Below are 25502 nucleotides of genomic sequence, written 5' to 3' on the forward strand. Positions count from 1 at the left end.
CACCGCTGAGCCCCCACGAGACCTTTCCAACTGTGGACCGAACGTCCGAGTGATGGCTCAGGACGACGAACCCGACGTCAGCAGCGTACAGGACAGCGCCAGGGACCGCCAGCACGAGCGCAGCGAGCACGTCGAGAACATCGTGAACCGCGTGGACGGCCTGCTGGACGAGGACAAGTACCCGACGACGAGCGAGGAGCTCGCCGCGGAGTACGCCGACGAACCCCTCGACCTCCCGAACGAGACCGAGAGCCTCGGCAGCGTCTTCGACCGGCTGGTCGACGAGCGCTTCGAGACGCCCGAAGAGGCCCGCGAAGTGCTCTACCGCGAGCTCAGCGGCCCCGCGGGCACGAACGACGAGTACAACGAGGGCCGGGACCTCGAACAGCTCGAGGAGGGCACGCAGGACGACGTCACCGACAGCGGCGCCTCGGACATGTGACGACCCGCCGCGGTACGCCCGGCGCGGTTCACCACCCACACCTGCCGCCGTCCATTTAGGTTAGAAACGACAAAGCGCAGGTATACGCGCCTTACGCGCCGGATTCGAGCAGTGATTTTTCCGACTGCGCCGTGTGCACGTGGTATGAACTACACCCGCGGCGTGCTCCTGGTGGTCGTCCTCGCGCTGCTCGCGCTGAGCGTCGCGTTCGTGCTCCCGTTCCTCCAGTTCTTCCTCCTGGCGCTGGTCCTCACGGTCGTCTTCCTGCCCGCGCAGGAGCGACTGGAGCGGCGGCTGAGCCCGTCACGGGCGGCGACTGTCCTCGTCGCGCTCGCGTCGGTGACGGTCGTCCTGCCGCTGCTGTACGTCGTCCGCGTGACGGCCGCCGACGCCATCGCGATAGGGCGGGCGATCCGCGAGGGCGAAGTCACGTTCTCGGGCGCCGAGGACCGCATCCAGGCCCTCGTGGGGATAGACGTCGACATCACTAGCGCGCTCCAGTCCGCGACCGGCGGCGTCCAATTCGACAGCGTCGTGAACGTCTTCGGCGCGGTCACGCACGTCCTCATCGGCGTCGGGCTCACGCTCTTCTTGCTGTTCTACTTCCTGAAGGACCGCGAGGCGTTCTTCTCGTGGCTACACGACCGGATGCCGCTGTCCGACGACACGCAGAGCGACCTCTACGACGAATTCGACCACATCATGAAGGCGGTCCTGCTCGGGCACGTCCTCGTCGCTATCGTGCAGGGCCTGCTCGCGGGCATCGGTCTGATAGCGACCGGCATCCCGAACGCCACGTTCTGGACGGTCGTGATGACCGTGCTCTCCCTGCTGCCGGTCGTCGGCTCGTTCCTCGTGTGGGGGCCCGCCGTCATCTACCTCTTCGCGAACGGGCAGACCGTGATGGCCGTCGGACTGGCGCTGTGGGGGACCGTCGTCGTCGGTGTCTCCGACGACTACCTCCGGCCCATCATCGTCGACCGGTACGCGCAGATCAACCCCAGCGTCATCATCATCGGCGTGCTCGGCGGCATCTACGTCATCGGCGTCATGGGCATCTTCTTCGGCCCCGTCATCATCGGGATGTTGCGCGCGACCGTGGACGCGTTCGCCGAGGAGTTCGACGCCAACGAGATGACCTGACCCTGACGGGCACTCACTTCCCGTACGGCTCCTGTATCACCTCCCGGCCGTCCGGCGTCCTGACGGTGATGGTGTCGCCCGCGTCGTCCCAGACCTCGCTGTCGGCGCCCCAGTAGACGTCCGTCTCGCTGTCGGCTCCACTGCCGCTGTGCAGCGTGACGTGCTGTCCGGCGTCGAGCTCGAACCCCTCCGGGAAGACGAACCGCTCGCCGTCGTCGTTCTCCACGACCCACTCCGAGAGGTCCAGGGCGTCCTCGCTCGTGTTCCGGAACGTCACGTACTCCTCGTCGACGCCGTCCGTGAGCCCGTGCGTCTCGTGAATCTCGTCGAGCACGAACGCGCCGAGCTCGGCGCCGTGCGACGACCCCGACATCGCCGTGTCCGTCTCCCGGTCCGCGGCGTCGTCGTCCGCGTCCGTGGTCGGCGTGTCCTCGTGCCTCGCGGAGTCGCCGCTACGAGCGACCGTCTCGCTGTCGACCTGCGTGGCGCCGCTGCCCTCGTTCCCGGGAGGCGTCGGCTGGTCGTCACTGACGTCGCCCCGGTCGTCCTCGTGAGTGTGCGCCTCGACGTTGCCGGGCGTCTCCTGTCCCTCGACGGCCTCGTCCACGATCTCGTCCCGGTCGACGAACTCGTAGGCCGGCTGGCCCTGTCCCCGGGTGTCCGTCTCCCGGTACCGGAGCGCCAGCGACCGCGCGTCGAAGCGCTCGAAGAACTCGTCCCAGGACAGCGGCTCGCCGCGGCCGTCCTCTGGCTCCGAGAGCAGCCGCAGGTCGTTGCCGTCCGTCCCCTCGGCGCGCAGCGGCACCACGTCGTGGCCGTCCGCCCACTGGCGTATCTGTTCGCGGTCGGTCGTGACCTGCCACGCGGCGCGGTCGGAGTTCCCGGACATGCCAATTGCTACACGGCAGTGCGCCGGTTAACTATTGGTACCGTTTCGCGACTCCGCCGCGAGTACTGCCGCGCTACTCGCCGTAGCCCGCGCTTACGCCGTCCGTTCGCCCGGCCTAACAGCCGCCGTCCGAATCTGCGCCCCCAGCTACGTCGTAGCCGCCCTGCGCTCGGTATATAGCTCCTGTGTGTGCAGGCACAAACGCCAGCCCCGCGATTGCCGTGGTTCCTCGTGAGACCGTGTATCGTCACCGACCGTTCGGTCGTCGCGCACCCGCTGCGAGCAACCACTACGACCCACGTTTCAAATGGAGAGACAGCCACCAGACCCGGACAGCACGCGAGGAGAGACGCCACCGGCGGCGCCGCGCCGCGAGCGAAACGGGCTCGACTTCGACCGGCTGAAACGCCCGCTCCTGGGGGTGGCCGGGACGGCGCTCGTCGTCCGCGGCCTCCAGCAGCGGTCGCTGCGCGGCGCGGCGACGGCGCTCGTCGGCGGCGCGCTCCTGTCGACGTCGCTCGGCGAGAACGCCCGCATCAGGACGATGGTCGAGTCGCGGACCGGTCTCGGCGGCGGCGACGAGGAGACGGCGTTCAGCCGCTCCGTCGTCGTCGGGCGGCCCGCCGACGAGCTGTACGAGATGTGGCGGGACCCCGAGCAGTTCTCCCGCGTCGTCGGGCACTTCGCGGACCTCGCCGAGACCGACGACGGACGCCTCGAGTGGACCGTCCACGGTCCCCGCGGCAAGGACGTCTCCTGGGAGACGGACGTCGTCGAGGAAGAGCCCGGCGAGACCCTCCGCTGGGGGACCGGCGAGGACGCCACCGTCCCCAACGAGGGGTCGGTGCGGTTCACGCCCGCGCCCGGCGACCGCGGCACCGTCGTGACGCTCTCGATCCGCTTCGACCCGCCCGGCGGCAGCGTCGGGAACGCCGCCCTGGAGCGCCTCGACGTCGCCCCGGAGATGCTCGTCGGCACCGCGCTCAACCGCTTCAAGAGCCTCGCGGAGACCGGCGAAATTCCGACGACGAAGGACGGCAACCCCTCCGCTCGTGGCGAGGGTGATCTGGTGTGACGATGGAAGCGCTCACCTGGCACGGCGAGAAGGACGTCCGCGTCGAGGAGGTGCCCGAGCCCGAAATCATCAACCCCAGCGACGCTATCGTCGAGATCACGGCGACTGCCATCTGCGGCTCGGACCTCCACCTCTACAACGGCAAGATGCCGTCGATGCGGGAGGGCGACGTCATCGGACACGAGCCGATGGGCGTCGTGGTCGAGACCGGCGACGACGTGGAGACGCTCGAAGCCGGCGACCGCGTCGTCGTCCCGTTCACGGTCAGCTGCGGCGCGTGCTGGTTCTGCAACCAGGACCTCTACTCGCTGTGCGACAACTCAAACCCGAACGCGGAGCTCGCACGGCAGGCGATGGGGCAGTCGCCCGCTGGCCTGCTCGGGTACTCCCACATGCTCGGCGGGTACGCCGGCGGGCAGGCCGAGTATCTCCGCGTGCCGTACGCCGACGTCGGCCCGGTCAAGGTCAACTCCGACATGGACGACGAGGAAGTGCTGTTCCTCTCGGACATCTTCCCGACCGGTTACATGGCCGCCGAGAACGCCGACATCGAGGCCAACGACACGGTCGCGGTGTGGGGCTGTGGCCCCGTCGGGCAGTTCGCCATCCAGAGCGCGGAGATGCTCGGCGCGGACCGCGTCGTCGCTATCGACCGCGTCGAGGAACGCCTCGAGATGGCCGCCGAGTACGGCGACGCGGAGACCATCAACTTCGAGCACGAGGACGTCTACGACCGCCTGATGGAGCTGACGGGCGACCGCGGCCCCGACCGCTGCATCGACGCGGTCGGCACCGAGGCCCACGGCATGGGTCTGACCTCGACCGCGGACCGCGTGAAGCAGCAGGCGAAGATGGCCCACGACCGCGGGTACGTCCTCCGCGAGGCGATCAAGTGCTGCCGGAAGGGCGGCACGCTCTCCGTCCCCGGCGTCTACCTCGGGGACGTCGACAGCGTCCCGTTCGGCGCGCTGATGAACAAGTCCCTCACCGTGAAGACCGGCCAGACCCACGTCCAGCGCTACCTCGACCCCCTGCTCGAGAAGATCGAGGACGGCGACATCGACCCGTCGTTCGTCGTCACCCACGAGGGGTCCCTGCAGGACGGCCCCGACATGTACCAGAAGTTCAACGACAAGGCGGACGGCTGCATCAAGTCGATACTGAAGCCGTGACCGCGGCGGCCCACCACCGACGGTGGTGAGGTCCCGCTACCCCCCGAACGGGTCAACCCCTTTCAGTGGCAGGGGGAGCCGTTCACGTACTTCCCCGTCGTTGTCTCTGTTGAAATGTCCCTCTCAGAGACCGTCTCGAAGATCGACAGCCTGAGCGACGAACAGCGCGAGTGCATCGAGATCTGCAACGAGGCCGCCGAGGTCTGCGAGTGGTGCGCGGACGAGTGCCTCGGCGACGCCGACATGGAGGAGTGCGCCCGCCTCTGTCGGGACGTCGCGGACCTCACGTCCCTGCACGCGCGCTTCATGGCGCGGAGTTCGAACTACAGCACCCAGCTCGCCCAGGCCTGTGCGGGCGCCTGCGAGGAGTGCGCCGAGGAGTGCGACCGCCACGACGCCGACCACTGCCAGGTCTGCGCGGAGGTCCTCGAGGAGTGCGCCGAGTCCTGCCGACGAATGGCCAGCAGCTAAACTACGCTCGGAAACCCGCGCCACGTCGTTCCAGTGCTCGGCCGGTGCGGACACCGTAGTCAGCTACCAACACAGATGAGTTCAGACGACGGCGGAACGAGCACGACTCGAATCGAGGAACGCCTGCAGCAACTCGGCCACTACTCCCGGCTCGTCAGAGCGGGGCTCGGCGTCATCCTCACTGCGTTCGTCCTCGCGGCCGTCGTCGTCCTGCCCCAGAACACCGACTCGCTCGCGAGCGCCGTCGAGGCGATGCTCACGCCGCTCATCTTCGTCGGCATGGGGCTGCTGTTGTTCGGCATCGGGATGCACCTCCACCTCATGCACATGAACCTGGTTCGGCAGCTGCGCAACGACCCGGAGATGGACGGCACGTCCGCGGACGAACACGGGGATTCGTGAGCCATCCCACCCCAGAGTGACGAGTGAAGCCGCCCAGCGACGGGTAGTCAGGGGCGATCGAGGAACAGCGCGAGGTGGCTGACGACGGTCCGGTTCTCCAGGCCGCCCGCGAGCGCGCCCGACAGCACGCCGATGGTGCTGATGAACGCGCCCGTCCGCACGAGGTCGACGACCCCGACGGCGGGCTCTTCGATGCTCGGCCAGTTCGACATCAGGTTCGGCGGGAACACCACCAGTTCGACGAGCAGGATGATGCCCCAGACGAGCGCGAACAGCCCGAGCATCGCGAGCACGAGCACCAGGAACACCGTGACGTTGACGAGCGCCGTGTGCTCGGTGACGAGGTCGTGGCGCTTCCGCGGGAACGAGAGGTTCTGCGCGAACAGGAGGTAGACGGCCGCGGCGAGCACGCTCGCGGCCGCGAACAGCACGGCGGTGGCGTCGCTCATGTGGAACCCGACGTCCCAGGACTCGGCGCTGAAGACGATGACGAGCGTCGGCGTCACGGCCGCCGTCGAGAGCTTCGGCAGCGACAGCGGCAGCAGGGGCGCGCGGCTGTCGACGAGCGTTCGAGCGACCTCCCGGGGGTTGCGCGCGGCGCTCCGCGCGTGGAACGCGAGCCGCGAGAGCACGCCCCGCGGGCGCGCCTCGGCGGCGGGAATCTCGCCCGCGACCCGGCGGAGCGAGGACTCGACGTCGGCGTCCACGGGCGGCACCGCGCGTCGCTGTGGGTCGAACTCGAACGGCTCCATCGCGCCGCCGTCGGCGTCGCCGTGGCGCGCGCCGAAGACGTGCCCGAGGAGGTGGACGAGCAGCGTCGCGCCGTTCCAGCGCACGCTCGCCGCGTCGAGCGGGCGGCGGGGTTCGCCGCGGGGCGCGCTCCGTAGGTCCCGCGTGGAGACCACCGCGACCCGGGACAGCGGCGACGCCAGCCCGGGGACGAAGCGCTCTCGGCTGGAGACCAGCGGCACGTCGGTCACCACGACCACGACGTCGTACGCCCCCTCGACCATCCGGTGGGTGGCGCGGTCGAGAAACTCGGAGGGCCGGCGCTGGTCGTGGTCCGAGAGCCGCGCGGGCGTTTCGAGGTAGAACCGCCACGACACGTCGGACGCGGCCGCCAGTTCGTCGACTGCGTCCGTGGCGGCCTGCGAGGCGAACGATTCGAGGCTGTCCGCATCGGTCCCGGGCGCGTGCGCGACGAGGACGCCCACGTCCACTCGCAGGTCCGCGGCCCCCTCGCGCTCGGCGGCGACCAGCGCGCGGTCCTCGCGGTGGTCCGACCCGGAACTGTTCACTACGATGGCAGTTCGCCGCGAGAACACTTAACGCCACGTGGCGGAACGGGCCGCTGACCGGTCTCGCCGGACGGCTTTGACACCGGGCGAGTGCAGGCAGACAGCCTAACCCGGGATGTGACGTCCCAATCACACGATGGTGGAGCTCTACGTCCTCGCGCTGACGATAGTCGGCGTCGCGGCGCTCGCGGCGGCGGTACTCCCGGAGCTCCTCTCCGATAGCTACCTCACGCCGCCCATCGTCTTCGTCGCGCTCGGCGCGATAGCGTTCTCGCTGCCGCTCCAGATGCCCGACCCGAGTCCACTCGCGCACGGCTACCTCGCCGAGAAGTTCGCGGAGTTCATCGTCGTCGTCTCGCTGATGGGCGCGGGACTGAAGCTCGACCGGCCGTTCTCGCTGCGGACGTGGTCGACGACGTGGCGGCTGCTGGCGGTGACGATGACGCTGACCATCGCGAGCGCGGCGCTGCTCGGCTGGTGGGCGCTGGGCATCGTGCCCGCGTCCGCCCTCCTCCTCGGCGCGGTCGTCGCGCCCACCGACCCCGTGCTGGCCTCGGACGTGCAGGTCGGGCCCCCCGGCGAGGGGACCGACGACGCCGACGACGACGCCGAGGACGCCGAGCACGAACACGAGATTCGGTTCGCGCTCACCTCCGAAGCGGGCTGCAACGACGGGCTGGCGTTCCCGTTCACGTACGCCGCGATTCTCGCCGCCGGCGCTGGGTTCACCGGCACCGACTGGGTCGGGGAGTGGCTGGCGACGTACGTCGTCTACAAGATCGTCGTCGGCGTGGTCGCGGGCGCGGTCCTCGGCTACCTCTTCTCGAAGGTGCTGTTCGACTTTTCGCCGACGACGCGCCTCGCCCGGGCCGTCGAGGGAACCGAGGTGCTCGGCGTGACGCTCCTGATTTACGGGCTGACGGAGCTCGTGCAGGGGTACGGCTTCATCGCCGTCTTCGTCGGCGCGGTCGTCATCCGCCACAACGAGCAGTCCGGGAAGTACAATCAGGCGCTGCACGACTTCTCGGAGGTCGTCGAGCGGCTCGCGATGGCGCTGCTCGTCACGCTGTTCGGGGGCGCGCTCGCCACCGGGCTGCTCGCCCCGCTCACGCTGGAGGCGGCGGCGGTCGGGCTGGTGCTGGTGTTCGTCGTCCGGCCGCTGGCCGGCGTGCTCGGACTGCTCGGCTCGCCCATCGAGTGGGACGAGCGCGCCAGTATCGCGTTCTTCGGCATCCGCGGCCTCGGCTCGTTCTACTACCTGGCGTACGCGATGAACCAGGAGGTGTTCACGCAGCTGCGGGACCTCTGGGCGCTCGTCGGGTTCGTCGTGCTCGTCTCCGTCGTCGTCCACGGCGTCGCGTCCGAGCCCGTGATGTCGATTCTCGAACGCCGCGGGGAGGCGTAGCCCGCCGGGATTTCCACCAACCACTTCTGTCGACGCGTCGAAGAGAGTGCTATGACCGTACTTCGACCGAGCCGCGTTTCCCGGAGGAGCGGATGGTAGACCTCCTGTTCTCCGTGGGGCGGCTCGCCCTCGCGTTGTTCCTCGTCGTCCTGAACGGCTTCTTCGTCGCCGCGGAGTTCGCGTTCGTGCGCGTCCGCTCGACGTCCGTCGAACAGCTGGTCGAGGAGGGCCGCACCGGCTCGGCGGCGCTGCAGGACGTGATGAACAACCTCGACAACTACCTCGCGGTCACCCAGCTCGGCATCACGCTCGCCTCGCTCGGACTGGGGTGGGCGGGGGAGCCAGCCGTCGCGTCGCTCATCGAGCCCCTACTGGGCCCGCTGCTCCCCGAGAGCGTCCTCCACCTCGTCGCGTTCGGCATCGGGTTCGGCATCATCACGTTCCTCCACGTCGTCTTCGGCGAACTCGTCCCGAAGACGCTCGCAATCGCGCAGGCCGAGACGCTGTCGCTGTACGTCGCTGCGCCGATGCGGATGTTCTACCTCGTGTTCTACCCGGGGCTCATCGTGTTCAACGGCACGGCGAACGCGTTCACGCGGTTGCTCGGCGTGCCGCCCGCCTCCGAGACCGACGAGAGCCTCAAGGAGCGAGAGCTCCGGCGGGTGCTGTCGAGGTCCGGTGAGGCCGGCCACGTCGACATGGAGGAAGTCGAGATGATAGAGCGCGTCTTCGACCTCAACGACGTGACCGCGCGGGAGATCATGGTGCCGCGGCCGGACGTCGTGAGCGTCCCCTCGGACACGCCGATGTCCGAACTCCGGGACACCATCCTCGACGCCGGGCACACGCGCTACCCCGTCGTCGACGCGGACGACCGCAACGAGGTCGTGGGGTTCGTGGACACGAAGGACGTGCTCGACGCGATCAGCGGCGACGAAGCGGGCGCGACGACCGCGGGGTCGCTGGCGCACGACGTCATCGTCGTCCCGGAGACGATGGCCGTCGACGACCTCCTGTTGCAGTTCCGCGACGAGCACCAGCAGATGGCGGTCGTCATCGACGAGTGGGGCGCCTTCGAGGGCATCGCGACCGTCGAGGACGTCGTCGAGACCATCGTCGGCGACCTCCGTGACACGTTCGACGCCGAGAGGGGCGAGCCCTCGGTTCGCCGGCGCAGCGACGGCCAGTACGACGTCGACGGCGGCGTCCCGCTCTCCGTGGTCAACGACGCGCTCGGCGCCGACTTCCGCAGCGACGGCTTCGAGACCATCGGCGGCATCGTTCTGGAGCGCCTCGACCGCGCGCCCGAACCCGGGGACGCCGTCGAGGTGGCCGGGCACGTCGTCGAGGTGACGAGCGTGGACGGCGCCCGCATCTCCACGGTCCGCGTGCGCGAGGGCGAGCAGCAGTCCGACAGCGACGACGAGGAAAACTGACCGCTCGCGGTACGCTGGCCGGCAGCGCGCCCGGTCTCTGTCTATCGGCGGCGTGGTGTTCGTCGCCGGTTTCAACTACGGCCACATCGAGCTGGTCGGCGAGGAAGCCGACGTCGAGGAGTGACGCGGTCTCGTCGGCGTGCTACTCGCTGGTCGTCGCGTCCTCGTAGCGCACCTCGGTCCCGGACGCGACCGGCTGGAGCAGGTACCGGCCGGTCTGTCCGCGCTTCACGGGCGTGAAGTCCGCGACGAACGTCGTCCGCTGGTCCTCGCGGACCTCGAAGGCCTCCTTGAACTGCAGGGGCGCGTCCCCCGGCGTGCCCACGTCGGCCTCGCCGCCGTCCGCGAGCGTGCCCGCCACGGCCGACACGTCGAGCTGGAGGAACTCGTAGCTCCCCGTCTCCACTTCCCGGTCGTCGACGAGCGCCGAGTCGCCGTTCTGAAGCTGCACGAGGTCGGCCTCCTGCGGCTCGTCGAACTCGTGGTACTCGCGGTCGTCTCCCTGGTCGACGTCCGACTCGTCCTGCGTCTCGACCGTCTCCGTGGTCGCCTCGCTGTCGGTGGTCTCCCCGCTCTGGGTCGTCTCGTCTCCACCCTCGCTGGGCTTCAGTCAGATGCCGTCGATGGTGACGACGCACGATTCGAAGTCGGAGATGTCGCCCGGCGCGTCCTTGACGCTCGTGGCAAGCGTGCCCGTGCTCGATTCACCGCCGCCGAGGCAGCCGGAGAGGCCGGCGGCGCCGGCCAGTCCCACGGCACCCGCGGCTCGGAGGTAGTCGCGTCGGTACGCCGTCGCGTCTTCGTTCGTGTCTCGCATACGACCACTGGAGGCGCCACCGACGGGTAAACCGGGCACACCGTCGCCGCCAGTTCAGCCAAATTCACGCCCGTTTCGCCCGAGTTGGCGTGCGTGTGGCTCGCCGACGCGGACCCGATACGCCGGCTCAGAGCTTCTCGGCGTTCTGCGCCTGCTCGGTCCGGCGGCGCGCCTGTTCGAGGCGGTTGTCGGTCGCGCGAGCGAGCGCGTCCGGGAGCGAGCCGCGGGCCTCCGAGAGCCGCCGGGAGACGTTCTCGAGCCGCGTCGCGACCGCGTCGAGGTTCTGCTCGGCGTTCCCGCGGTCCCCCGCCTCGGCGTTCTCGGCCGCTTTCCGCGCGGCGTCCGCGACGGCGCCGAGCGCGTTCGCCAGTCCCTCGACGGCGTTGCTCCGGCCGCCGCCGTTCTGGTCGTCGTCGCGGTCGTCCGAGTCGCCGTCGCCCTCGACGGCCGCCACTTCCGCGCGCGTCTCCTCGGCGACGTCCGCGAGGTACGACGCCAGCGGCGCCTTCCCGGTCCGTGGCTCCTCGACGCGGACGCGCTCCTCGTCGCCCGGGTTGACGCGGAACGCGCCGACCTCGTCGTCGCTGTCCCGGACTTCCGTGGTGAACGCGCCGCCGCGGTGGACGTAGACGGCGTCCGGGCCGGACAGCGGCGCGTCGTACAGCCGGCCCGCGAAGTCGTCCTCGACGGCGAGGTCGGTGAGGTCGCTGTCGGCCTCGCTCGGGTCGACTTCCAGTTTCACGGCGTGCTCGCGCGCGACCACGGGAATCTCGCCGTCCACGCCGGCCGCTGTCGGTCCGCCGCCGTCCTCGACGGTCACCGTCTCGCCGTGCGGCGCGACGCCCGCGCCGTTGACGGTCAGCGAGTGCTCGCCCGCGGGGACGTCCTGCACGACGGCGACGCCGTTGAACGTCGGCACCGCCTCGGGGTCGCTCTGGAGCAGCGCGAACAGCTCCACGCCCGAGGAGACGGTCGTGAGCCCCTCGTCCTCGGGCGCGTCGTCGTCCGCGACGGCGTTCGTCACGGCCGCGACGACCTGGTTCACGGGGGAGGCGTCGCCGATGGCGTCGTAGCGGTCCGCGAGCGCCTGCCGGTGGGCGGGCTCGCTGATGTCCGACGCGGGTTCGTCGTAGCGCGTGCTCTGCCACGGCACCGCCGTCGTCGTGATGTGGCTGGCGAAGGCGTCCTCGGCGAACTCGGGAACCGCGAACTCGAAGCTCAACTGCGGGCCGGTGAAGTCGGCGACGTGTTCGAGCTCCGCGGTCGGAGCGAGGTCGTAGGTCACGTCCGGGTCGGCGTCGGTCGCGCCCTCGTAGTCGAACCGGTAGCCCGTCTCGCGCTCGGGGAGGTCCGGCGGCGACTGCAGCGCGTCGAAGTCCCGGACCGTCAGCGCGTCCGCGACGAGGTCGTCCGCGTCCACGGACGGCAGGTCGTCGTGCTCGTAGACCGGTTCGCCGTCGAGTTCGGGGACGGCGTACGGCAGCGTCAGGCCCTCGTCGCGGGGGAGCCCGTACGCCAGCGGGATGTCCGCGATCGCCTCGACGCTGTCGACGACGCTGTTCGTGATGTCCGCGACGCTGCCGTCCAGCGGCAGGCGCTGGAAGTGCTCGGCTTCCTCGTTCACCGAGAGGCCGCTGGAGTGCGAGCCGAGCTCCGTGAGGATTCGCGGGCGGCGGCTGCCGTCCGGGTCGAGGAACTCGTTGTTCGGCACCTTCCGGGAGTGCGAGCTCGCGACGTACAGCTGTGGCTCGTCGGTGTCGGTGTCCACGAACACCTGCAGGAGCTCCCAGTCGTGCCAGTGGAAGTTCGTGGTGAACTGGTCGAACGCCGAGTAGAACCAGAACTGGACGACCGCGAGCGGCGAGGACTCGTACTCGACGACGTGGTAGAACGCCGTCGGGTCCGCGGGCTCGTCGCCGCTGCGCTCGACGTAGCCGTCGAGGGCATCGAAGCCGTCCACGACCGTCTCGCCGTCGCGCTCGCGCTCGTACGGCCGCGGGTCGGTCGGGAACCACTGCTCGTGCTCGTCGAAGTACAGCGTCGGCGCGAACCGCTCGGCGAAGGCGAGCGCGCGCTCGCCGTCGACCGTCGACGACTCCCCGTCGGCGTCCCGGTCGAGCAGCGCGCAGCCCGCCAGCGACGCGGCCGCACCGCTGGCGACGCCCGCGAGCAGTTCGCGTCGGCCGACTCCCGCTTCTGCCGCCTCGCACGTCCGCTCGCGTCCCGCGTTGTTTCGGCTGATAGTACTCGATTCTGGGGCGGAGCGTGGAAACCGCTTGTGGTGGCCCACCCACGGCCTATAACCACTATGCATATTTATAGATATTATACTATCGCAAGGCATATTGTCGTCGTAGTGGTCTGTACGGGCAACGAATGAGCGACGAGCACATCTCGACGACGCACATCGGCAGCCTCCCGCGCGCGCCGGAACTTCTCGAACTCCTGAAGCGACGGCAGGACGGCGAGGAGGTCGACGACGACGAGTGGCACCAGACCGTCCAGGACGCCACCGAGTCGGTCGTCCGCAAGCAGGCCGACGTGGGACTGGACGTCGTGAACAACGGCGAGCAGCCCCGCGTCTCGTTCAACTGGTACGTCGCCAACCGCCTCACCGGCATCGGCGGCGACCGCGACGCCCCGATGTGGGACGACCTCGCGGACTACCCCGAGTACGCCAGCGACGCCTTCGACACGGAGACCATCGACCTCACGAAACAGCCCTCCGTCGTCGGGCCCGTCGAGTACGACGGCGCGGCCGCCCGGGACGAGGAACTGGAGACGTTCGCCGAGGCACTCGACGCCGTCGACGCCGACTTCGAGGATACGTTCATCACGGCCGCCTCGCCCGGCGTCGCCGCCGCCACGCTCGTCAACGAGCACTACGACTCCCACGAGGAGTTCGTCTACGCCATCGCCGACGCCCTCGAGCAGGAGTACGAGGCCATCGCCGACACCGGCGCCATCCTCCACCTCGACGCCCCCGACCTCCTCACCACGGGCCACCGCGGGTTCGGTGACCGCCCCGTCGAGAAGCTCAAACCGATCGTCCGGCTGCACGTCGACGCGCTCAACGAGGCCACGAAGGACATCCCCGACGACCGCCTCCGCCTCCACACCTGCTGGGGGAGCTACGAGGGCCCGCACCACCGCGACACCCCCCTCGAAGACGTGCTCCCGGAGCTCTACGAGCTGAACATCGGCGGGCTCTCCGTCGAAGAGGCCAACCCTCGCCACCAGCACGAGTACCGCGTCTTCCGCGAGCAGCCGCTGCCCGACGGCTGGGACCTCCTGCCGGGCGTCGTCGACGTGAAGACCAACGTCGTCGAACACCCGGAGGTCGTCGCCGACCGCATCGAACGCGTCGCCGACGCCGTCGGCGACCCCTCGCGCATCGTCGCCGCGCCCGACTGCGGCTTCGACACGCAGGCCGGCCTCGCGATGGTCCACCCCGACATCGCGTGGACGAAGCTCGAAGCGCTCGTCGACGGCGCCGAACTCGCCTCCGAGCGGCTGTTCTAACCGGGCTTACTCCCCGGGTTCGGCGTTCGCCGCCGTCAACCCCTCTCGGATGTGCTGGACCAGCGCCTCGACGTCCTCCGGGTCGGCGTCTACGTCTACTTCGAGCGTGAGCGCGTGTGCCTCGCGGTCGCCGCCGCCGTCGGTCTCCGTCTCGGCCCCGCCTTCCGCGGATGCGAGCTCCTCGACGAGCTCCGCCACGTCTGCCGCGTCCGTTTCTCCGAGCACCTCCACAGGGTCGCCGGTCTCGCTTCGCTCTCCCCCGGATTCGGGCGGGCTCCCGAGCGAGATGCCGCAGCGGGCTGCCGCTGCTTCCTCGTCCGCCGTAGCCGTCGGCGAGGCGACCCCAGGACTCGCGGCCGCCGACGACTCGCGTTCGCCGTCGTCAGGGAGCCGGTACCGACCGTCCTCGTCGCGCTCCAGTATTCCCGCCCAGTCGTAGCAGTCCAGCAGCGTCGTCACGCCGCTCCGGACGCGGCTCGCTTCGGGGTCGTGGCCGGTGACTGCGGCGACGATGGGGACGAGCTCGCCCTCGTCGCTGGGGTTCCCGCGGACGACGCCACGAACCGTCTCGGTCACGGGCCAGTCCGCCAGCAGGCCGCGAGCGCGTTCCCGCGCCCGCCCGTCGTCGCCGACCGCGAGCGCGCCGGCGAGCGCCTGCCCGCGCTCGGTCAATCGGTGCTCCTGGCCGTCCGCTTCGAGCACGCCGACGTCCTCGAGGAACCGGGTCTGGCGGCCGACCGCGTCCGCGAGCCCCGTGGCGTCCTCGACATCCGCGGTGTGCTTCGGCTCGGCTGCCGCGCCGACCGCCTCCCAGCCCGCGACGACGTCTTCGAGCGTGTCCCGGCTCACGCCCTTCGGGATGTGGTGGGTCGTCATCGTGGACCGCGAGGCACCGCCCCTACAAAAATTGGGTGGCCGAACTGACACGCGCCAACCGAACTGCCGATTCGGCAGAACGACGCCGCGCGCTCCCACGACCAGTCGGCTACGCTGCACAGAACCGACTGGTTGGCGGCCAGATGTCTGTCTGATGTGGCATATACTGCATGTCCGTTTGTTCCACTCGGATTTCTGCGGGCGGATGCCAACCCTTATACGTGAGCCGAGTTTGTATAAGGATGTAATGGCAGAAGGTACGGTTGACTTCTTCAACGACACGGGCGGCTACGGTTTCATCGAGACTGAGGACGAGGACGAGGACGTGTTCTTCCACATGGAAGACGTCGGCGGCGAGGACCTCACCGAGGGCACCGAGATCGAATTCGACATCGAACAGGCAGAGAAGGGTCCGCGCGCGACGAACGTCGTCCGGCTCTAACTAGGTTCTACTGTCGCCTCCGGCGACACCGGAACTCCGTTTCTTTCGACGCGACGCCGACCAGCAGCCGCACTGTGCGGTCGCGTCGGCGCGCGAAAATAGCTGACCGATAGCGAGCGGCGGCGACGGCGGAGGCGTCAGGCCCGCTCGTCGGAGTCGTCGTCCTCGATCTGGGACTCGGCGCCCGGGGAGACGACGAACCGACCGCGCTCGTCGACGCCCTGGACCTGCTCCGGGCGGAGGCCGTACTCGCCCTGGTCGTCGCCCCAGCCGAGCGCGGAACTGATGCTGTCGACGAGCCCGGACTTCGGCTCGACGAACGCCGCGCCCGCCTCCACGTGGTCGATCTCGCCGATCTTGTCGCCGTCCGCGGAGACGACGGTCTCGCCCTCGTCGCTCTCCGTGAACGACCGGCCGAGCGAGCCGCTCGTCTCCGTTGTCTCCGCGGGGCCGCCCGCGACGTCGGGGGTTCCCGCGGTCTCCGCAGCGGTCGGCTCCTCGCCGTCCCGCTCGATGACGTCGGTGTCTACCCGTTGCGTGTCGATGGTTTCGGTCTCGACGACGTCGCTGTCGACGTTCTCGAAGCGGAACTGCTTCCGGCGACGGACCTCGTCCTCGAACACCTGGCGCTCGACCAGTACGCTCTCGAACTGGCCCTCGTCGAGGCGCTCGGTCTCGACGAGGTCGGCCGTGTCACCGGACGTGTCGACGTCCGCGCCCACGGCGTCGCTCGCGAACACCGTCTGGTGAACGTCCGTCGTGTCTATCCGCGACTCGGCGGTCTCCGACTCGGCGGTGTCCGGACCGGTCGCGTCCATCCGCGTCGTGTCCGACCCTGTCGTGCCCGAGTCGGCCGTCGTCGTCTCCGCCTCGACTGTGTCGTGGGTCTCGACGTCGACGTCGACGACCCGCGTCTCGACGGTCGCCTGCTCGTCGACGACCCGCCGGACGCGCCACATCTCCTCGATCTCCGCCGTGAGGTAGCCGTCGAGGCGCGTGCCGAGCTCGATGTCCGTGTAGTCGAAGTACTCGCTCCCGCCGGCCATCATCACGTCCCGGCCGACGATGTCCTGAGCCGGCCGGAGGTCGAAGTCCGAGCCGGTCTCCAGTACCTCCCAGTCGAGGAGGTCGGCCTCCGTGATGCGGCTGCTGACGACCTCGCGGTCGACGACTTCCGTCTCCAGCTGGTCGTGCTCGACGACCTCCCGCTGGACCACCGTCCGGTCGGTCACCTCCGTCACCACCGTCTCGCCGTCGAGGAGCTGCTGTTCGACTTCCTCGTCGGCGATCGAGGCGCGCGCGGTCGCCTCGTCGCGGTCGAGAATCTCGTAGTGCCCGGGGTCGCTCTCGCCCTCGCTGTAGATGAACACGCGGTCGCCGCCCTCGAACCAGTCGAAGAACTCCGACCACGTGCTCTCGCTGGTGTCGGCGCTCGCGTTCGCGTCCCGGACGAACTCGTAGCGGTGCTCGTCCGAGTCGGGGTCCTCCCGGGTGACGAGCGCCGCGTTGTGGTCGTCCGCCCAGCTCCGGATCGTGTCGCGGTCTCTCGTGATTCGTCGCTCCGCCGTGCCCGTGTCGTCGCGCTCGTTCCCGTTCATGCGTAACCGTTCAGAACCACTCTCAGCAGTCCCTTTGTTATACCCGTGATTCCGGGCGTAATCCCGCGCAAACGACCGCTCGGGCGGTTTCTCTCCGTCGAGCCGACCGGGCGTAGCGGCCGCTGTCGCGAGTAAGCTCGCGTTACTCGGCTCAGCGCACCGACCTCGGGACGCGGAGCGGGAAACGGCCTTCGTCGACTGGCGGGGAACCGCGGTCGACGACCCGCGCGAACGTCGAGCGCGGCTCAGTCGTCTAACTCCTGTTCTCGCTCCCTGCGGACGTCGATGCCGATTTCGGCGAGGTCCCGCACGCTGTACGCGTCCAGGTCATCGACGGCGGGCGCGTGGAGGACGCTGCCGTCGTGGTCGAACCGCGAGCCGTGACACGGGCAGTCCCAGGACCGCTCGCCGTCGTTCCACTCGACGCGGCAGCCCATGTGCGGGCAGACCGTCGAGACCGCGTGGAGCCGGTCGTCTCCGTCGCGGTAGACGCCGACCGGTCCGTCGTCGGACTCCACGACTGTCGCCTCGCCCGGGTCCAGTTGCGCGTGGCCGCCCGCGCCCTGCTTCAGCCGGTCGCCGACGAAGTGCCTGACCGCGCCAGCGTTGTGCTCCACCAGCGCCTTCGCGGACGCCCGCGGCTCGAACCGGCTCGGCTCGTAGACGTCCGCCCACGGGTTCGAGCGCCCGCGCACGAGGTCCGACAGCAGGAGTCCGGCCGCGGTGCCGTTCGTCATCCCCCACCCGCCGAACCCCGTCGCCACGTAGACGTGGTCGGTGTGGGGCGCGAGCCGCCCGACGAACGGCACCCCGTCGACGGATTTGACGTCCTGCGTCGACCACCGGTACTCGACGGACTCGACGTCGAAGCGACTGCGCGCCTCTCGTTCGAGGCGCCGGTAGCGCTCCTCGCCGCTGTCCTCGTGGCCGGTCTTGTGGTTCTGCCCGCCGAGCAGCACCAGCGACTCGTCGCCCGCGGGGTGCGGGCGCACCGAGAAGTGCGGGTCGCTCACCCGGTAGTACATCCCCTCGGGCGTCTCGCCGGCGAGCCGCGCAGCCAGCACGTACGAGCGCTTCGGCTCCAGGCGCGCGAAGTACAGCCCCCGGTCGAAGAACGGGACGTTCGTCGCGACCACGACGTCGTCGGCGACCAGTTCGCCGCGGTCGGTCGGCACGCGGCACGGCTCGCCCGCGTCCACGTCGAGCGCGCGCGTCTCCTCGAAGACGTACCCGCCGTCGTCGACCACGCCCCGCGCGAGCGCGAGCAGGTACTTCCGCGGGTGGAACTGCGCCTGGTTCTCGAAGCAGACGGCCGCCGCCACGTCGAACGGCAGCGACGTCTCGTCCGCGTACGACGCCGGCAGCCCCAGCCGCCGCGCGGCGTCGACCTCCCGCTGGACGTCGCGTCGCCGGTCCCGCGACTCCGTGTACGTGTACGCTGGTACGCGCTCGAAGTCGCAGTCGACGCCCCGGTCCTCGACGGTCGAGGCCACCTCCTCGATTGCGCGCTGGTTCGCGTCGGCGTACTGTCCGGCGCGCTCCCGGCCGAACTGCTCGACGAGGGAGTCGTAGACGAGTCCGTGCAGCGACGTCAATTTCGCCGTGGTGTGGCCGGTGACGCCCGCGAGAATCCGGTCGCGCTCCACGACCGCGACTGTCTGCCCCGCCTCGGCGAGCTTCGACGCCGTCGTGACCCCGACGATACCGCCGCCGACCACGACCGTGTCGACGCTCGTGCCGCCGTCCAGCGCCTCGTAGTCGGTCCCCTCGCTGGTGTCCATCCAGATCGACTCGTGACGCCCCTCGCCCGCCTCGCTGTCGGTGTCTCTGGCGTTCATGGTCTCCCCCGGACGCGCGGCCCGGCGTGGGTACGACAAGACGCGCGCTCGCCCGTTAAGCGTGCACCCGGCACAGGCCACGCCTTATTCCGAGCGCGAGAAACGGCGGCCAGTAAACCGCTGGCGAGCCCTCAGCTAGTCGTCGCCGTGCCGTCTGTGGCCCTTGCCGTTCCCCTTCTCGTGGCCTTTGCCCTTCCCGGGGTGGTCGCCGTTGTTGCCCTTTCCTTTGCCCTTCCCCGGGTGGTCGTCGTCCTCTTCTTCTTCCTCGTCTTCTTCCTCTTCGTCCTCCTCCTCCTCATCGTCATCATCTTCGTCTTCTTCGTCTTCTTCGTCATCTCCGTCTTCCTCTTCTTCGTCCTCATCGTCGCCTTCGTCCTCGTCGCTGTCTCGGTCGTCGTCTTTCTCTTCGTCTTCCTGCTCCTCTTCGTCCTCAGTCTCCTCCTCGTTCTCCTCTTCCTCCTCCCTTTCCTCGTCGTCGCTCTGCTCTTCGTCGTGGTCCTCGTCCGCCTGCTCGTCTCCGTCGTCGGTCTGGTCGTCGCTCCCGTCGCCGCCCGTGCCGTCGGTCGAGCACGCGCCCCGGCGGAGGACGACTGGCTCGTCGAGCGCGAGCGACGTCCGGTCCGGGTCGGAAAGCGACCCCGACAGGACCTCCCACGCGGTGATTTCGCCGTCGTAGTGCTCGCCGTCGAGGGCCGCGGCGTCGTTGAACGCCGGCTCGATGCGGAGTTCGAGGTCGGGCTGGTCGGCGAGCCCGCGGTAGACGCCGCCGTCCGTGCGGCTCGCGCCCCACGTCCAGTCGATAGCCGCGGTGCCGTCCCCGGTCACCCAGCGGTCGAAGTTCGATTCGCCGTCGTAGTAGTCGTCCCTGACGACCCACTCGCCGTCGACCGGGAGGCCGGTTATTTCGAACGTCGCGGACCCGCCGTCGGTCTCGTCGCCGTACTCGTCGTGGACGAGCACGAGGCTGAGACCGTTCGGGCCGTCGTAGAGGAACAGGATGCTCGTGTCCGGGCGCTGTAGCTCGGTGAGACCCGCGGCGCTGAAGTCGCTGTCGTCGGTGTTCCAGTCGTACAGTTCCTCGACGGGGGCGTCCCCGGACAGCGGCGTCACGGGGACGCAGCGGTCGCCCTGTTCGAGCGCGAACGACTCGTCGGCCGCCGCGCCTGACCCGGACGCGACGCCGAGCCCGGCGAGCGTCAGGCCGATGGTTCCGAGGAACGAGCGCCGCGATGTCGGTGTGCCCTGGCTGTCGCGCTGCATGCCCTCGTAGACGCGGGATACCCGGATTGTAATGAGACGCCTACTGAGCGTACTCGCCGCTCGAACGCGAACAGGACCGGAGAATGAGGGTAGCGTGGCTACCCGGCAGGAAAGAGAGAAAAACCGCTCGCAGCTCACGCCGCGGGGCCGTTAGTTGATGTGGCCTTCTTCGCGGAGCTGGTCGGCGTCCTGCTCGTCGTAGCGCCACTCGATGTTGGCCTTCTCGTCCTGCCAGTCCCACGGCTCCACGAGGACGACGTCGCCCTCGTTGATCCAGGTGCGGTACTTCATGCGGCCGGGGATGCGGCCCATCCGGTTCTCGCCGTCCTCGCACCGCACTCGCACGTGATTCCCGCCGTTGTGTTCCGTCACGACGGCGAAAAGCTCGTCTCCGTTGGGCATCCGCAGGTTGCGGCGCCCGGATTCTTCGCTCACACCTACTGTAGCCGTCCGAGACGTTTAAATGAACGGGGAGGCGTGGTACCACGAGTCATCCGACGCGGCCGGATTGCTGCTGTCGAAACGTAGAAGCGTTCCACCGCCGAGAGTGGAGACGAACTGATGGTCGACGTCCTCGGCATTTTCCTCGGCGCGGTCGGCCCTATCGTCGCCATCGCCGGCGTCGGCTACGTCCTCGGGACGTTCAAGGACGTCGACCCGGGACCGCTGAACACGGCGGTCGTCTACGTGCTCGCGCCCGCGCTCGTCTTCCACAGCCTCGCAGTCACCGAACTCGCGGCGTCGACGCTCCAGTGGTTGACCGTCGGCATCGTCGCGTTCACGGTCGCGATGTGGGCCGTCGGGGAGTTCGCCGGCCGCCTGCTCGGCGAGCGGGAGCCGATTCTGAGCGCGCTCGTGCTCACCGTGATGTTCACGAACGCCGGCAACCTCGGCATCCCCGTCTCGGACTTCGCGTTCGGCGGCGTCGGCCGACAGACCGCGGTCGTCTTCCTCTCCGTGCAGTCCGTGCTCATGTACACCCTCGGCGTCTACGTCGCCTCCCGGAGCGGGGGTTCGCCGGGGCTCGCGGGCGTCAAGCGGGTGTTCCGGCTCCCGCTCGTGTACGCCGTCGTCGCTGCGCTCGGCGCCCGAGCGCTCGACCTCGTCCCGCCGACCTCCAACGCCGGCATGGAGGCAATCCAGCTCACCGGCGATGCCTCCATCCCCATCATGCTGCTCATCCTCGGTGTCCAGCTCGCGCGCACCGACGCCGGCACCGCCGTCTCCCGCACGTGGTCGGCGACCGTGCTGCGACTCGGCGTCGCGCCCGTGGTCGGTCTCGCCGTCGCGCTCGTGCTCCCCTTCGGAGACGCGACGGTCGCGCGCGTGTTCGTCCTCGAAGCCGCGATGCCGGCGGCCGTCACCCCAGTCATCCTCGTCGGCGAGTTCGCCGCGGGCGTGCGCTCCGACGGCGTCTCAGTCCCCGAGTACGTCTCGACGTGCGTGCTCGTCACGACGCTGCTCGGCGTACCCGTGCTGACGGCGCTCATCGCGGTGCTGCAGTCGGGCGTCGTGCTCTAGGCGTGCCCGCTGCCGGTCACCTGGAGGCCCGCGATGCCGACGACCACCAGCCCGATGCAGGCCGCGCGCACGACGGACACCGGCTCGTCGAAGAGGTAGACGCCGAGAATCGCCGTGGAGACCGCGCCGATGCCCGTCCACACCGCGTACGCCGTGCCGACCGGAATCTGTTCGACGGCCCGCGACAGCAGGTAGACGGAGATACCCATCGCCGCCAGCGTCGCGACCGACGGCAGCGGCTCCGTGAACCCGTCCGTGTACGCCAGTCCGATCGCCCACACGGTCTCGAACAGTCCGGCGACGAGCAACACCAGCCACGGTGACATGGCCGGAGTGTCGCCGCTCGCCTCCCTCAACGTGTCGGTCCCGGCAGCGTCAGTTCGTGGTGACGATCTCGACGACGTCCCGCGGGTCGAGCTCGTGGTCGGCCGCTATCTGGCGGTTCGCGCGGCAGTCCTTCGCGTGCAGGAAGCCGTCGCCGACGTCGCTGTGGACGTGGTACGCGAACTCCTCGGCGGTCGCGCCCGCCGGCAGCAGGAAGACGTCCGGGAGCACGCGGCCGTCGGTCGTCCCGAGGCCGTTCGCCGACCCCGGGAAGACGGGGACGACGCCGAGCTCGTCGAACAGCGCGGTTTCGAGCGCCTGCTGGACGCCCGTGCCGCCGAACTCGTCGAGGAACTCCCGGATGGATTCGAGGCCGGCGGCCTGCTCGTCGCCGACGTCGCCCGTGATCTCGAAGTCGTCGCTGCCCGGGAGGTAGTCGACGACGCCGCCCTCGCTGGCCTGCTTGAGCGCCTTCTCGGCGTGCGCGCTCGTCGGTACGATGGTCAGATGTTCGTAGTCGGGGTCGTTCGTGATCTCCTCGTAGTTCGCCTGCGCCGCCGGCGTGTCCATCTTGTTCGCCGCGACGACCATCGGCTTCGTGCGCTTGCGGATCTCGCGAGCGAGCGCCATCCGGTCCTCGTCGTCCCACGTCGCGGGGTCGAGTTCGAGGCCCAGCGAGAGGATGACCTGCTTGATCTCCTCGTCGGTGGTGCGGAACGCGCTCATCTGCTCGGCGAGTTCGACTTCGAGCGCGGTCTCGCCGGCGTGCTGGCCCTCGAAGCGCTCGATTCCCTTCTCGAGGATGTCGAGGTACCACTGGTCGAGTTCGTCTTCGAGGAAGTCGATGTCCTCCCGGGGGTCGTGGCCCTCGGTCGCCTCGCCCTCCATGTCCGTCGTCCCGGAGAAGTCGACGACGTGGACGAGCACGTCCGCCTCGTTGAGGTCCGTGAGGAACTGGTTCCCGAGGCCCTTGCCCTCGTGGGCGCCCGGGATGAGCCCCGCGACGTCCACGAGCTTCGTCGGCACGAACCGCGTGCCGTCCTCGCAGTACCCCGTCGAGGGGGTGCACGTCTCGCCGAACTCCGGGGCCGCGCAGTCCACTCGCACGTACGCCTCGCCGACCGCCGGGTCGATCGTCGTGAACGGGTACGCGCCCTCCGGCACGTCGTTCATCGTCGCCGCGTTGAAGAACGTGGACTTCCCGACGCTGGGCTTGCCCACGAGCCCAATCCGATAACTCATTGGCGGACACAGTGGACCGTCGTACAAACGGGTTGCTACCCGCGCTCGGTCTGTGAGTGGCTGGCACGCCGCACGAGCGTCGAACGACCTTTCGCCCCGCAGCGCCCAGTACGGCGCATGGAAGCGCGCTCGCTCGCTGAGGCCTTCGAGTCGTTCGAGGAGACGTGGGAGCCCCGCCTGCTCGCGGAACTGAACGGCCAGCACGTGAAGGTCGCGCGGCTGGACGGCGAGTTCGTCTGGCACGCCCACGAGGACGCCGACGAGCTGTTCTACGTCGTCGACGGCGACCTCACGGTCGAGTACCGCGAGGACGACCGGGAGGACGCCGTCCACCTCGGCCCCGGCGACCTGACGGTCGCGCCGGCGGGCGTCGAGCACCGCCCGGTCGCCCACGAGGAGACGAAGGTCGTGCTGTTCGAGCCGGCTGGGACGACGAACACGGGCGACAGCGAGGACGAGGAGCTGACCGCCGACGAGCTCGAACGGCTCTAGATGCCGCCGCGGAACCGGTCTTGGAGCCCGGACTGGCTCGCCGCGTCGGTGTCGCCGACATCGAAGTCGACGTTCTCGAAGTAGTGGGGCGGCTCGCCCGTGGTCGCGTACTCGTAGAGCGCGACCTTCGCGATGCCGTTCAGCGTGGACGCGACGACGAACGCGACCACCACGAGCGGCAGGCCGACCGCGGCGGCGACGGCGAAACTGCCGGAGACGAGGAAGGCGAGGGCGGCGACCGCGACGACGCCGAGGAAGAGGACGCCGTGGACGAAGCCGAGGCCGAACTCCGCGCCGAGGGACTCGCCCCACGTGTCGCGGACGATGTCCGTGCTCCGGCCGAACACGCCCCGGATGGTCTCGTCCTCGAAGACGACCACCGGGACGACGAAGTACGTGACGACCGCCCACGACACGCTCAGCAGCGCGCCGACGACGACCGTCGCGAGGTTGTCCGACTCCTGGAGCGCGCGCACGACGAGGCCGACGACGGTGCTCAGCACCGCCCACGCGAACAGCGTGCCCTTGTGCTCCCAGGCCGCGGAGACGCCGCCGCGCACGCTCGGCTCGCGGCCCTCCATCACCTCGCGGGTCGCGAACATCAGCCCCGCGGTGAACAGCACGGCGACGAACGACGCGCCGAAGTAGCCGATTGCGAGCGCGGCGTACATCGCGGCTTCCGGCGCGTTCGCGAGCACAGCGAGCGGGACCAGCCCGAGGCCGGTGCCGAACGCCAGCAGGAAGAACGCGACGCCGCCCGCGCCCGCGAACACCGGGAACCACAGCAGGCTCGGGTGGTCGCGGAGGAGCGTGACGCTGTCACGGGCGAGCGTGATACCCGTCCAGAGGCGGCTTCGGAGGCCCATAGCCGCTCGTTGCGCGGGCACGGGCTTCAGTCCCGTCCCGCGTTCGCAGCCGCCGCGAACGGGAGCGAGGAGCGCGGACAGCGACAGCCCTTACTGCGATGACGACGACAGTAGTGGTATGAACCGCCGCGCGTTCCTCGCAGCCAGCGCCACGGGGTCGCTGGCCGCCGTGTCGGGCTGTCTCGGGCTGTTCGGCTCTTCGGCGTCGTCCGTGAACCACGTCGGCAACCTCGACGCGGAGTTCCACGCGAACACGTCGCTGCCCGAGGACGACGACCCCGCCGACGGCTACCCGCCGGAGCACGGCGACCCCGGACAGCGTACCGTCGACCCGTCGTCGTTCCCGACGACCACCGCGAACGGCGAGACGATCCGGCTCGCGCCCATCGATGTGGCGCGGTACTGGCACCAGCGCGCCGACGCGCGCTTCGTGGACGCCCGCGGCACCGACTACTACGAGCAGGCGCACATCTACGGCGCAGTGAGCAGCCCCGCCCAGCGCGGCTCCTCCGGCGGCGGCATCAGCGGGTGGGCCAAGGACGACCGCATCGTCTGTTACTGCGGCTGCCCGCACCACCTCTCGTCGGTGCGCGCGTCCGCGCTCCAGCAGGCCGGCTTCTCGAACGTCTTCGTCATCGACGAGGGGTTCGGACCGTGGCGGAACAACGGCTACGCGATGCGCGGCACGACGTTCGCCGCGCCGCAGGAGGCCCTCATCGAGGGCGAGGTCGACCCCCAGTACGCCGACGAGTACGCGTGGGCGACTCACGAGCCCACCGGCCAGTCGGAGGCCGCGCCCATCGCCGAGGACGGCAGCTTCGAGGTCCACTTCAAGTTCTACGACCTCCCCTCGGACGCCCCGATTCTCGTCCAGACGCCCGCCTTCGAGGTCACGCGCCCGCTCGCCGACCTGGAGGGCGCGGTGCTCACGGGCTGACGCTCCCGGAAGCGTTACGCCGAGTCGCGCCGTC

General features: G+C 69.6%; 24 protein-coding genes and 1 pseudogene. 13 read left to right on the forward strand and 12 right to left on the reverse strand.

The annotated features are described in order from the left end of the window. Positions 1 to 52 precede the first annotated feature (52 nt). Together G9C83_RS10485 and G9C83_RS10490 are read left to right on the forward strand one after the other, a co-directional pair. Positions 53 to 442: a hypothetical protein gene (locus G9C83_RS10485; RefSeq protein ID WP_167246092.1), complete on the forward strand. Its 390-nt coding sequence runs from the start codon at positions 53 to 55 to the stop codon at positions 440 to 442. 144 nt (positions 443 to 586) lie between these two features. Then, complete coding sequence (locus G9C83_RS10490; RefSeq protein WP_167246093.1) at positions 587 to 1585, forward strand: AI-2E family transporter; 999 nt, start codon at positions 587 to 589, stop codon at positions 1583 to 1585. A 13-nt stretch (positions 1586 to 1598) separates the two neighbouring features. On the opposite strand, the gene G9C83_RS10495 is transcribed toward G9C83_RS10490, so the two are convergent. Continuing rightward, the gene (locus G9C83_RS10495; protein WP_167246094.1) at positions 1599 to 2474 is read right to left on the reverse strand and encodes a lamin tail domain-containing protein; all 876 of its coding nucleotides are present in this window, start codon (positions 2472 to 2474) and stop codon (positions 1599 to 1601) included. 307 nt (positions 2475 to 2781) lie between these two features. On the opposite strand from G9C83_RS10495, the gene G9C83_RS10500 reads away from it, so the two are divergent. The 4 genes from G9C83_RS10500 (at position 2782) to G9C83_RS10515 (ending at position 5594) form a co-directional block, all read left to right on the forward strand. Continuing rightward, positions 2782 to 3549, forward strand: a complete 768-nt coding sequence (locus tag G9C83_RS10500) for an SRPBCC family protein (RefSeq protein ID WP_167246095.1) — start codon at positions 2782 to 2784, stop codon at positions 3547 to 3549. 2 nt (positions 3550 to 3551) lie between these two features. After that, positions 3552 to 4721, forward strand: coding sequence for a zinc-dependent alcohol dehydrogenase (locus G9C83_RS10505; protein ID WP_167247195.1), 1170 nt, complete (start codon positions 3552 to 3554; stop codon positions 4719 to 4721). 114 nt (positions 4722 to 4835) lie between these two features. Further along, positions 4836 to 5192, forward strand: a complete 357-nt coding sequence (locus tag G9C83_RS10510) for a four-helix bundle copper-binding protein (RefSeq protein ID WP_167246096.1) — start codon at positions 4836 to 4838, stop codon at positions 5190 to 5192. 75 nt (positions 5193 to 5267) lie between these two features. Continuing rightward, positions 5268 to 5594, forward strand: a complete 327-nt coding sequence (locus G9C83_RS10515; RefSeq protein ID WP_167246097.1) for a hypothetical protein — start codon at positions 5268 to 5270, stop codon at positions 5592 to 5594. A 47-nt stretch (positions 5595 to 5641) separates the two neighbouring features. On the opposite strand, the gene G9C83_RS10520 is transcribed toward G9C83_RS10515, so the two are convergent. Beyond that, positions 5642 to 6892, reverse strand: coding sequence for a hypothetical protein (locus G9C83_RS10520; protein ID WP_167246098.1), 1251 nt, complete (start codon positions 6890 to 6892; stop codon positions 5642 to 5644). A gap of 136 nt (positions 6893 to 7028) precedes the next feature. On the opposite strand from G9C83_RS10520, the gene G9C83_RS10525 reads away from it, so the two are divergent. Together G9C83_RS10525 and G9C83_RS10530 are read left to right on the forward strand one after the other, a co-directional pair. Continuing rightward, a complete protein-coding gene (locus tag G9C83_RS10525; protein WP_167246099.1) occupies positions 7029 to 8297 on the forward strand; it encodes a cation:proton antiporter in 1269 nt (422 codons plus the stop codon). Positions 8298 to 8389: 92 nt separating this feature from the next. Further along, complete coding sequence (locus tag G9C83_RS10530; RefSeq protein WP_167246100.1) at positions 8390 to 9733, forward strand: hemolysin family protein; 1344 nt, start codon at positions 8390 to 8392, stop codon at positions 9731 to 9733. A gap of 142 nt (positions 9734 to 9875) precedes the next feature. On the opposite strand, the pseudogene G9C83_RS10535 reads toward G9C83_RS10530, so the two are convergent. Then, positions 9876 to 10550, reverse strand: a pseudogene (locus G9C83_RS10535) (DUF4382 domain-containing protein). A gap of 127 nt (positions 10551 to 10677) precedes the next feature. Next, the gene (locus G9C83_RS10540; protein WP_208288817.1) at positions 10678 to 12723 is read right to left on the reverse strand and encodes a hypothetical protein; all 2046 of its coding nucleotides are present in this window, start codon (positions 12721 to 12723) and stop codon (positions 10678 to 10680) included. A gap of 203 nt (positions 12724 to 12926) precedes the next feature. Between G9C83_RS10540 and G9C83_RS10545 the strand changes: the two genes are divergently transcribed. Further along, entirely contained in the window at positions 12927 to 14072 is a 1146-nt protein-coding gene (locus G9C83_RS10545) for a cobalamin-independent methionine synthase II family protein (protein WP_167246101.1), read from the forward strand. 6 nt (positions 14073 to 14078) lie between these two features. Here G9C83_RS10545 and G9C83_RS10550 read toward each other — a convergent pair whose 3' ends face one another. Next, positions 14079 to 14948 carry a hypothetical protein gene (locus G9C83_RS10550; protein ID WP_167246102.1) on the reverse strand — a complete coding sequence of 290 codons (870 nt, stop codon included), beginning with the start codon at positions 14946 to 14948 and terminating at the stop codon, positions 14079 to 14081. 247 nt (positions 14949 to 15195) lie between these two features. Between G9C83_RS10550 and G9C83_RS10555 the strand changes: the two genes are divergently transcribed. Further along, entirely contained in the window at positions 15196 to 15390 is a 195-nt protein-coding gene (locus G9C83_RS10555) for a cold shock domain-containing protein (RefSeq protein WP_167246103.1), read from the forward strand. Positions 15391 to 15527: 137 nt separating this feature from the next. Here G9C83_RS10555 and G9C83_RS10560 read toward each other — a convergent pair whose 3' ends face one another. From G9C83_RS10560 to G9C83_RS10575, 4 genes are all read right to left on the reverse strand, one after another. Then, entirely contained in the window at positions 15528 to 16988 is a 1461-nt protein-coding gene (locus G9C83_RS10560; RefSeq protein WP_167246104.1) for a hypothetical protein, read from the reverse strand. Positions 16989 to 17233: 245 nt separating this feature from the next. Then, a complete protein-coding gene (locus G9C83_RS10565) occupies positions 17234 to 18826 on the reverse strand; it encodes an FAD-dependent oxidoreductase (RefSeq protein ID WP_167246105.1) in 1593 nt (530 codons plus the stop codon). Between the two features lie 135 nt (positions 18827 to 18961). After that, entirely contained in the window at positions 18962 to 20086 is a 1125-nt protein-coding gene (locus tag G9C83_RS15935) for a hypothetical protein (RefSeq protein WP_208288697.1), read from the reverse strand. A 150-nt stretch (positions 20087 to 20236) separates the two neighbouring features. Beyond that, on the reverse strand, positions 20237 to 20521 hold the full coding sequence (locus G9C83_RS10575) for a translation initiation factor eIF-1A (RefSeq protein ID WP_167246106.1): 285 nt from the start codon (positions 20519 to 20521) through the stop codon (positions 20237 to 20239). Positions 20522 to 20647: 126 nt separating this feature from the next. Here G9C83_RS10575 and G9C83_RS10580 point away from each other — a divergent pair, with 126 nt between their 5' ends. Next, positions 20648 to 21607 (forward strand): AEC family transporter, encoded by a 960-nt coding sequence (locus tag G9C83_RS10580; protein ID WP_167246107.1) that lies wholly within the window; start codon positions 20648 to 20650, stop codon positions 21605 to 21607. Here G9C83_RS10580 and G9C83_RS10585 read toward each other — a convergent pair. Then, positions 21604 to 21933, reverse strand: a complete 330-nt coding sequence (locus G9C83_RS10585; protein ID WP_167246108.1) for a multidrug efflux SMR transporter — start codon at positions 21931 to 21933, stop codon at positions 21604 to 21606. The two genes, G9C83_RS10580 and G9C83_RS10585, sit on opposite strands and share 4 nt — an antisense overlap. A 49-nt stretch (positions 21934 to 21982) precedes the next feature. Continuing rightward, positions 21983 to 23173: a redox-regulated ATPase YchF gene (locus tag G9C83_RS10590; protein WP_167246109.1), complete on the reverse strand. Its 1191-nt coding sequence runs from the start codon at positions 23171 to 23173 to the stop codon at positions 21983 to 21985. A 117-nt stretch (positions 23174 to 23290) separates the two neighbouring features. On the opposite strand from G9C83_RS10590, the gene G9C83_RS10595 reads away from it, so the two are divergent. Further along, a complete protein-coding gene (locus tag G9C83_RS10595) occupies positions 23291 to 23665 on the forward strand; it encodes a cupin domain-containing protein (protein ID WP_167246110.1) in 375 nt (124 codons plus the stop codon). Here the strand turns inward: G9C83_RS10595 and G9C83_RS10600 are convergent. Then, positions 23662 to 24531 carry a DUF6159 family protein gene (locus G9C83_RS10600; protein ID WP_167246111.1) on the reverse strand — a complete coding sequence of 290 codons (870 nt, stop codon included), beginning with the start codon at positions 24529 to 24531 and terminating at the stop codon, positions 23662 to 23664. The two genes, G9C83_RS10595 and G9C83_RS10600, sit on opposite strands and share 4 nt — an antisense overlap. Before the next feature lie 118 nt (positions 24532 to 24649). On the opposite strand from G9C83_RS10600, the gene G9C83_RS10605 reads away from it, so the two are divergent. Further along, complete coding sequence (locus G9C83_RS10605) at positions 24650 to 25468, forward strand: rhodanese-like domain-containing protein (RefSeq protein ID WP_167246112.1); 819 nt, start codon at positions 24650 to 24652, stop codon at positions 25466 to 25468. The last annotated feature ends 34 nt before the right edge of the window (positions 25469 to 25502 follow it).

The sequence above is a fragment of the Halobacterium sp. R2-5 genome (genome assembly GCF_011734195.1).
In the GTDB taxonomy this organism is placed as follows: Archaea; Halobacteriota; Halobacteria; order Halobacteriales; family Halobacteriaceae; genus Halobacterium.